5 protein-coding genes are annotated in these 7,721 nt (G+C 71.4%); all 5 read right to left on the bottom strand.

What is annotated here, in order from left to right:
• Positions 1 to 18 precede the first annotated feature (18 nt).
• Complete coding sequence (locus tag ACO1BR_RS34940; protein ID WP_426799131.1) at positions 19 to 897, bottom strand: MOSC domain-containing protein; 879 nt, start codon at positions 895 to 897, stop codon at positions 19 to 21.
• Positions 898 to 1,144: 247 nt separating this feature from the next.
• A complete protein-coding gene (locus ACO1BR_RS34935; RefSeq protein WP_426799130.1) occupies positions 1,145 to 1,726 on the bottom strand; it encodes a GNAT family N-acetyltransferase in 582 nt (193 codons plus the stop codon).
• Between the two features lie 127 nt (positions 1,727 to 1,853).
• A complete protein-coding gene (locus tag ACO1BR_RS34930) occupies positions 1,854 to 4,061 on the bottom strand; it encodes an MMPL family transporter (RefSeq protein ID WP_426799129.1) in 2,208 nt (735 codons plus the stop codon).
• A 133-nt stretch (positions 4,062 to 4,194) separates the two neighbouring features.
• Positions 4,195 to 4,626 (bottom strand): acyl-CoA thioesterase, encoded by a 432-nt coding sequence (locus tag ACO1BR_RS34925; RefSeq protein ID WP_426799128.1) that lies wholly within the window; start codon positions 4,624 to 4,626, stop codon positions 4,195 to 4,197.
• 2 nt (positions 4,627 to 4,628) lie between these two features.
• Positions 4,629 to 7,721 (bottom strand): SDR family NAD(P)-dependent oxidoreductase (locus ACO1BR_RS34920; RefSeq protein ID WP_426799127.1); only part of this gene is annotated, 3,093 nt, incomplete at its 5' end.

Genomic DNA, 7,721 nt, shown 5'->3' with positions numbered 1-7,721 from the left:
GGTGCCCGGCCTCCGTCCTCACCGTTCGACGTCGCCCCACTCCTGGACGACCACGTCGTCGCCGACCGACAGCTTCCCCGGCCGCACCACGGAGAACTTCGCGCCGAACACCACGCCCCCACTCGCCGCTCTTCGGTAGCCCGCGAGCGTCCGCAGCGGCTCCCGCCGCTGCCGCGCCCCGGTCTCCTGGTCGACCAGGGTGACCGCGCAGCGCACCGCGAGCTTGGCGTAGCCCAGTTCGGCCCCACCGATGCCGATACGGCGTGCACGGTCCTCGGCGTGCGGTACGGCCGCCCAGTCGCCGCGGTCAGTGCCGTGGCCTTGGCCAGGACCGGTGTCGACGACGATGTTCGGGCGGAAGCGGTTCATCGGCACGGGCGGGGCGCCGTGCTCGGCCAGCTGCCGGTCGAGGAGGGTGAGGGAGGAGCGGGTCAGCAGGTGTACGGCGCTGCTGTCGGCGTAGCCGGAGGGGCCGGGGGTCAGACCGTCGGCGATCCGGTCGTGCTCGGGCGGCACCCGGACCAGACGGCTGGGGGCGCCGAGGACCTCCGAGAGCCAGCCGGCGGCGTCATCGCCCTGGTCGATCCCCTGGAAGGTGGCGCCGAACAGGTCGACGTCGCGACGCGGCGCGGACGTGGTGACGTTGACGTGCACCGTGCCGTAACGGCCGGGTGAGTCGGCCGAGTCGAGGGTGAGCCGGCTGCCGTCGGCACTGACGGCGGGCCGGACCAGAGCGAGACGGGGGTGGCGGCGCTGGGTGCGGTAGACCCCCTCCTCGCTGACGACCATGAAGCTGCGGTCGTGCGTGAGGCCCGCCGGCGTGAGGAACGCATCGCTCATGGACGTGCCTGCGCATCCCTTGACCGGGTAGCAGATCAGCTCTACGACGTCGGCCATGTGCCGCCTCCTTCGGTCGACGGAAAGAAGAGAACGTCAGTCCTGTCGGGGTGGTGTGATCAGCCCTGGAGTGAGCCAACTACCGTGAACACACCGGCCACAGTGCCCGGTGCCAGGCCCAGGGCGGCGGCGAGCCGACGCACGGTGGGCAGGCGTTCGTCCTCGGTCGGTTGGCCCGTGGCGAACAGGACCGCGGGGTGTGCGCGGCCGGCCCTCCCCCGATGCCGTGAGCCGTCCGCACAGCGGCTCACCACAACTTGTCGATCTCCCCGGGATACAGCTCGATGCGGCTGCCGTGGAACGATGCCTCCGCCTGCCGGGCGACGGACGAGAAGAAGTCGGCCATGGTGACCTTCTCGAAGCCGGCCTGATCGCTGGGGAAGGGCTCGTGCGGTGTCCCGCCGATCAGCACGGCCCCGGGAAGAATCCGCCAGCCCGCACTCTCATAGAACGTCTGGAGCGGGCCGTCGCAGGTGAACAACCCCAGGTCCAGCTTCCGCGCGATCATCGTCTCCCGGGCCGCTGCCACCAGGCGCCGGCCATGCCCGCGGCCACGGGTCTCCCGCCGTGTCACCACCGTGCTCAGCCCGCCGGCGGCAAAGCGTCCGCCCGCGTGGACGACGTCCTTGGACAGGATGTCCAAGGCGGCCAGCACCGTCCCGTCGTCGACGAGCAGCATCGACAGCGGCCGGAGTGCGGGATCGTGGGCCGGAGCGTCGGGAGGAGCAACCGACCCGGGTGCGGACGGCCACGCCTGCTCCTGGATCTCCCGCATCTGCAACCGCAGTTCGGGCGGAGTCGCTGCTTCGGGGAACGAAAGGATGTGCACGCGGCGATTCTCGTCGTCCACCGCACAAACGCAAGCGATTACCCGACGCTCCGCCCTGGCCCGGCCCGGACAGCAGCCCGGACGGGCATCATCGCTGTCGCCGGCGCCCGCCGTACGGCGGGTGTCATCACGATCCGGCCGACGGTGCCGTTGCCGGTGTCGCGGATGCGGGCGCGTCGCTCAGGCCGATCCGCCGGTGGGCCCGACGCAGCCACCCGGGCGCGTACCAGCCGTGATCGCCGAGCAGGGCGAGGCAGGCCGGTGTCAGCGCGCCGCGGATCAGCGTCGCGTCCAGCAGCACGGCCAGACCGCTGCCGAGGCCGAACATCTGCATGAAGCTGACCGAACTCGTGGTGAAGGCCAGGAGGCTCACCGCGAGGAGCGCGGCGGCGGCCGAGATGATCCCTCCGCTGCGGGCCAGCCCTTGTGGCACCGCCTGCCTGGTAGCGAGGCCCTGGTCCCGCAGTTCCTTGATCCGGCTGATCACGAAGACCTCGTAGTCCATGGAGAGGCCGAAGACGATGCAGAACATCAGCAGCGTCATCGCCGTGTCCATCGGCCTGGCGGTGAACCCGAGGAGCGACGAGAGGTGGCCTTCCTGGAAGATCCACACCATGGCTCCGAGGATGGCGCCGAGCCCCAGGGCGTTGAGTGCCAGCGCGCGCAGCGGCTGCACCACGCTGCCGGTGAAGAGGAAGAGCAGGACGAAGGTGGTGACGGCGATCATCGCCACGGCGAACGGCAGTCGAGCCTCGATAGCCGCCTTGGTGTCCACGAGTTGGGCGGTGGTCCCGCCGACCAGGACAGTCGATCCGTCCGGCGGCGGGAGGGCGCGGATGCGCTCGACCAGGCGCTGTGCACGGCCGCTTGACGGGTCGAGGCCGGTGCGCACGATGAGGTGTTGGAGTCCGGGAACGCCCAGGTGGGGGTCGGCGGGCGGGACGGCGTTCGGGGCGCCCGCGGTGAACGTACCGGTGCCGGTCTCGACCGCGGCGACCGACGGCAGGGCCGCGAGGTCCCTGGCGTAGCGGGCTACCGGGGCGCCGCCCTCGACCACCACCTCGACCGGGTTGCCCGTGCCGCTGGGAAACTCGTGGCGCAGGGCGGTGGCAACCTGCCTGGTGCCCGAACTCCTCGGCAGGACCTGCTCGTCGGGGGTGCCGAACCCGGCCCGCAGCAGCGGCGTGGCGGCCACCAGCAGCAGGGCGACCGCGGGCAGTGCGAAGCGCAGCGGCCGGCGCACCGCCGCTTCCCCGATCCGGCCCCACAGCCGGGATCCCGCTTCCGCACGTCGGGGGCCGTCGGGTGTCGTCTTCGTGCGGGCGATGCGGCTGCCGGCGACCGTGAGCAGCGCCGGGGTGAGCAGGACCGCCGAGGTGGCGGCGACGGCGATCACACCGATCCCCGCATAGGCGAAGGACCGCAGGAAGTAGAGCGGGAAGATCAGGAGCGTGGTGAGCGCCGCCGCGACCGTGGCCGCGGAGAACAGGATGGTACGGCCCGCGGTGGCGACGGTCAGGGCGACCGCCTCCCGCAATTCGCCGTGCTGTACGGCGAGTTCGCGGAACCGGCTGACCATCAGCAGCCCGTAGTCGATGGCGAGGCCCAGACCGAGGGCTGTGGTCAGGTTGATGGCGAAGACCGACACGTCGGTGAGGCGGGCGATCAGCGCCAGCTCGGCCAAGGTGCCGAGGATCGCCACCACTCCGATGGTCAGCGGTATCAGGGCGGAAACCAGTCCGCGGAAGACCAGGATCAGCAGAACCGCGGTGACCGGAACCGCGATCGCCTCGGCCGCGCTCAGGTCGTCGGCCACCCGGCCGGTCACCTCGTGGTTGGTTCCCGCCGGCCCGCCGGCCAGGACGGTGAGCTCGCGGTCGGCCCCGCCGCCCCGGGCGTGTTCGGCGATCAGCCGGTCGGCCCGGGTACTCACCTGCTGTTGGTCTCCGGCCAACCGGACCAGGATCAGTGCGGCACGGCCGTCACGGGACCTCAAGCCGGGGGCGGGGGTGCGCCAGTAGGAGGTGAGTCCGCTGACCCCCTTGGCCTCGGCGACCTGCTCCGTGAGGGCCCGCCCCGCCGCCTTCGCGGCGGGCGTGTCGACCGTGCCGCGGCGGGGACGGACCAGCAGGACGAGGTTGTCGGTGCCGCCGAACCTCGCTTCCAGGCGCCGTGTGGCCGTGGCCGAAGGGGCGTTGGGGTCGTCGAATCCGCCGGCCTTGAGTTCACCGAACGCACCGAACCCGGCAGCCCCCGCGGCCAGCGTGAGGATTCCGGCCACGGCCAGGACGGCCGGTGCGTGACGGGAGAGGAAAAGGCCGAGTCGTCGCAGCATGCGGACGCCTTCCGAGTAGGACACCATCGACGGAACCCCGACGACGTTTGCGCGGTGAAGAAATTCCGTTGGCCACCCGCCCGTTGTGGCAACGCCGACGCGCATGCCCAGGGCCTGTCCGGTGGGTCGGGGGCTAGCCGTCACTCGCGACGGCGGCCAGTACCTTGCGCAGTGAATCGGGTATGAGGGTCGGCCGTGTGTCGTTGTTCGGGCCGCGCATACACACCACGCGCTGGCGTCCGCGTGCCACCAGCCGTTCGCCCTCCGAGCCGAGCCGGACGTAGTCGAAGGCGAAACTTATCTGCGTCTGGGTCACCTCCTCCAGGCGCATGCGGATCGACAGTTCGTCGAACGCGGTGATCTCGGCGAAGAACTCGCAGTCGCATCTGAGGGTGAAGAGCTTGAGGTCCCCCCGAATGTCGTCGAGTACGTCCCTCGCCCTGTCGCGGAGGAACATCTCACGGCAACGTCCCTGCCATCTGAGGTAGTTGACGTAGTAGACGTTCCCGACGAGGTTGGTCTCCTCGAATCCCACCAGGTGGCGGTACTCGTAGTAGGGCTGCAAGGTCAGTCGTCCCCTTCGGTGAGTATCGTGAAGACCACCGGTTCGGCACGCCCTCGCAGCGTGGCCGGAAAACTGGCGATCCTCGCCTTCCCGGCATGCAGCTCGACCCAGCGGTCCTTGCTTCCCCTTGTCGCGGCCGTCAGTTGAGGGCGGGCGTGTCCGGCCTTCCGCAGGCACTCCATCGCACCCCAGACGCGGGTGGCGGCGAGCGAGAGAGCCTCGCCGCGTTCCCCGGCCAGCAGTCGGGCCAGCGTGAGCCCGGCGGCGCCGATCAGTCTGCTCCACTCCTCGGCCGGCCGTGCCACGGCGGTCTCCACATCGCATCCGACCGGTGCCGTGCCCACCACGGCGAACGTCGTCCCGGCACCATGCGAGGAGGAGACCGCCAACTCGCCGTCGATTTCCGGCCTGCCGTCCGGGCGGTACCGCACGATCGTCTCCCGACCCAGGGCGCAACTCACCGCCCTGGCCGTCTGCCGCCGGCGGGCGGACAGCCCGTCGGCCGGTTCGTCGCCGTCCGGCCACACGACACAGCGGGGTACCCGGTCCAGTACCGTCTCGACGTGTCGCTCCAGATAGGGGCCGAGCAGTGTCGGCTCCCAGGGGCCCGTGCCGTCCCTCTTGCGGACCGCCTGCAGGCGCAGCCCCTCCCAGCGCTCTACGAGCCGTCCTGCCGGATCACGTACGTCGAGGTCGAACACGTGCGTGTCGCCGTCCCGGCGGCGTTCTTCCGCATGCAGCGTGACGGTGTCGGCATCGCGCACGGTGTTCGGGTCGGCGAGCCGGAGCCGTTCGACGGCGACGGGGAGGAGGGTCGCCTCCGGCACGCAGCACTGGCCCGCGTGGATGAGGGCGTCCCGGGTGCCTGGATCCCCGAGGATCAGGTCCCTGGGCAGGAAGCCCGCGAACCAGTCGGCGACCGGCACGTTGGAGATCTCGGCGGTGCAGTGCTGCGCGGTGAGCCGCCGGTAGCCGAGCAGCCGTTGGAACCGGGGTCCCTGGAAGAGCACCGGACCGTAGAGCTCCCGCTCGGGGTCGAGCGGCAGACGCAGCGCCGGGCCCGTGTCCGGACCTCGTCGGTCCTCCGCCGGTGCCGCCCCGGGGTACCGCAGGGTGGCGCGGAAGTGGTCGGCCTGGAAGCCGGTCTCACTGCTGCGGACGACCGCCTGGACGACCGTGTCGTCCTTGGCGAGTGCCGCGATCCTGATCGTCGTCGTGCCGTCGACGGGGACGACGATGGGCCGCGGGAACTCGACATCCTCCAGAACGGGCGCTTCCGGGCGGCCGGTCAGCGCCGAGACGACCTGCGTCATGGCTTCCAGGCCGAACACCGCGGGGAAGAGCAGATCTCCGTCGAGCAGGTGGTCCGCCAGGTAGAGGTCACCGCCGGCGGACAGCTCCGCGTCGGCGACCAGCTCGATCCCCGGGTAGTGCACCTGGACTCGGTCGACAAACCGCAGGAGGGGAAGGTCGCGGTGTTCCACCGTCAGCGTCGGCAGCGCACCGGCACGCCCCATGACGACCAGCGCGGTAGGGGCGTGCGGGTCCGCGATCGCCTGCTTGAGGACGGCGATGCCCTCGTCGATCGGAATCGGCTCGATTCCCTCGCGCATGAGGGATTCGAGGACACCCAACCGCGCGCCCATGCCCGTGCCCGACCACACCGACCACTCCAGGGCGATGCAGCGGCAGTCCGGCTGACTGTCCTGGATTCTGCGGGTCAGATCGGTGAGCCAGTCGTTCGCGGTGGCGTAGTCCGCCTGGCCGCGCAGGCCGGCGCGCCCGATGATGCTGCCGAACGTGATCAGCAGCCGCAGTGCTCCGGGATCGGTGGCGGCGAGAACCGACTCCAGACCGGCTGTCTTCGGCGCGAGTGTGCGTCGGAAGGCCGACTCGTCAAGGTGCGCCAACGAGTTGGGCGCGTTGCGGCCGGCACCGTGCAGTACCGCCGTCACCGGTCCCAGCACCAGCTGTATCTCGTTGACGGCCTCCTTGACCTCGTCTGCCGAGGTGACGTCCGCCTGGACGTAACGGAAGGTCACCCCTGCGGCGGCCATGCGCGCCAGGTTCCCGGCGAGCTCCGGGTCCGTTTCCGGTACCGAACGCCCCAGCAGCCCGACCGAGGCGCCGGTGTCGCGAGCGAGGGCGAGCGCACACTCCGCCGTGATGCCCTTGCCGCCGCCGGTGACCAGGAGTACGTCGCCCGGCACCAGCGGCTCCGCAGCGGCCCGATCGGCGGCAAGTGCCCAAGGGCGTAGTACCGGCACCGTCCGCAGACCGGCCTCGTCATAGCGGACCTCGCTGAATCCCACGGTCGCCGCAACATCGCCGACGAGCATCGGCACCACCTGCCGCACCCGCTCGGCCGGCATGTCCTGCGGCAGTGGAAGGGTGATGACGGTGGTGACGATGTCCGGCGCTTCCAGGTGCAGCGTCTTGGCCAGGCCCGCGGCACCGCGTCGGTCCCCGACGGTGACGAAGCGCGTCGGCCGGTCGGCGGCCAGCGCCGCGCGCGCGGCGGCCAGCATCACGGCCACGTGCCCCTCGTCGCAGTCCTGCGGCAGGCAGAGTGCCACGCCGCCTCCGCAGCCTGCCCGGTTCAGCGCCTCGTGCAGCTCGCGGGCGACCGGATGCCCGTCGGGCGCGAACAACCGCCACGCACCGGACCCGACCGGCGCGGCGGCCTGTCCGGCCTCCGCCGGCACGAAGTCCACGGAGAACGCGCGCACCCACGGCCCGACACCCTGGGCCACCCGCTGCCCCGGCTCGTCCTCCCGTGAGGTGCCGCCCAACTCGTCGAGCATGGCCGCGAGTTCGGCGACGGTGGAGGTGGCGAAGGCGGACGTGGCCACCGGGGCGGGCAGTCCGAGTTGCTGGGACGCCTGGTTCACGATCTGGCCGACGGTGATGGAGCTCAGATGCAGTTCGTCCAGCAGGTTGCTGTCCGGGGTGACGGCGGCGAGGGGCAGCTCGGCCCGGTCGGCCGCGAGCTGCATCAGCACCTCAAGGCTGCCGGCAGCCGAGCCGTTCGACCCGGTTGTCTCCCCTCCGCCCTCCCCGTCGTCGGCGGGACTCGCCGCCGACCCCGCGGTGGA

Origin of the sequence: Streptomyces sp. YGL11-2 (genome assembly GCF_050054615.1) — a bacterium.
Lineage (GTDB): Bacteria > Actinomycetota > Actinomycetes > Streptomycetales > Streptomycetaceae > Streptomyces.
This window is presented reverse-complemented; position numbering and strand designations above follow the sequence as displayed.

Coding starts and splice junctions, on each gene's coding strand:
- ACO1BR_RS34930 (WP_426799129.1), bottom strand. CDS start 4,061: ATGCTGCGACGACTCGGCCTTTTCCTCTCCCGTCACGCACCGGCCGTC.
- ACO1BR_RS34940 (WP_426799131.1), bottom strand. CDS start 897: ATGGCCGACGTCGTAGAGCTGATCTGCTACCCGGTCAAGGGATGCGCA.